The 1124-nt window shown below is 65.1% G+C and carries 1 protein-coding gene; it reads right to left on the bottom strand.

Annotated features, from left to right (window positions below):
* Position 1: 1 nt before the first annotated feature.
* The coding region (locus EN884_RS36605; RefSeq protein WP_245492060.1) for an MATE family efflux transporter at positions 2-1124 on the bottom strand (1123 nt) is incomplete at its 5' end.

Below are 1124 nucleotides of genomic sequence, written 5' to 3' on the forward strand. Positions count from 1 at the left end.
GCTATTGGGGCGTCGGCCTGCCGCTCGCGGCATAGATCATCGGCACCTTGGTGTCGTGCAGGCCGCGCAGCATGCCGGCGGCCACCGCCTGGGCGCCGTCGAAGACCTGGAATAGCGCCGCGAAGACCAGGAACGACACGGCAAGTTCGATCACCCTGGCATTGGCCGGATTGCTCAGATCGATGAAGGCGCTGATCAGCGGATGCGGCCACAGGATCATCACCAGCCCCATCAGCGCCATGAACGAGACGCCGATGACGAAGGCGGTCCAGCCGGCGCGCGACACGCCTTGCGGATTGCCGGCGCCATGCGCAAGGCCGACGCGCACCGTCACCGCCTGGTTGAGGCCAAGCGGCACCATGAAGGAGATCGAGGCGATCTGGATGGCGATCGCGTGCGCGGCCAGCGAATCCGCGTCGATCAGGCCCATCAGCAGGGCGGCCGCATTGAAGATAGTCACCTCGAAGGCGAGAATGCCGGCAATCGGCAGGCCGAGCCGCAACAGGCCCTTGAAGCGTGGCCAGTCCGATCGCCAGAACCGTCCGAACAGACGATAACGGCGGAACTTCTTCTCCAGCATCACCACGGCAGCCAGGCCGATGAACATCAGCGTTGAGGACAGCGAGGTGGCAAGGCCCGACCCGGCAATGCCCATCGACGGCACGCCGAGATTGCCGAACATGAACACCCAGTTGAAGAAGGCATTGCAGGCGACGGCAACAAAGACGATGACCAGCGCCCAGCCCGGCCGCTCCAGCGCCGAGATGAACGAGCGCAGCACGATATAGAAGTAGAAGGGCAGCACCGCCCATTCGAGCCAGCGCAGATAGATGCCGGCCTGATGCGCCAGTGCCGGTTCCTGGCCCATGGCCAGCAGAATGCCTTCGCCGTGCCAAAGCACGAGCCAGATTGGGATCGAGATCAGGATCGCCAGCCACAGGCCCTGGCGCACGGTGCGGCGCAGGTCGCGCACCGAATAGCGGCGGCGGCCAAGCTCGGTGGCGATCATCGGCGATGTCGCCAGCATCAGGCCGAGGCCGAAGATCAGCGGCATGAAATAGAGGTTGGCGCCAAGCGCGCCACTGGCCAGCGTATCCGGCCCCAGCCGGCCCATCATCATGACG

Source organism: Mesorhizobium sp. M7A.F.Ca.AU.001.01.1.1, from assembly GCF_004022735.1.
Taxonomy (GTDB): Bacteria; Pseudomonadota; Alphaproteobacteria; order Rhizobiales; family Rhizobiaceae; genus Mesorhizobium; species Mesorhizobium ciceri.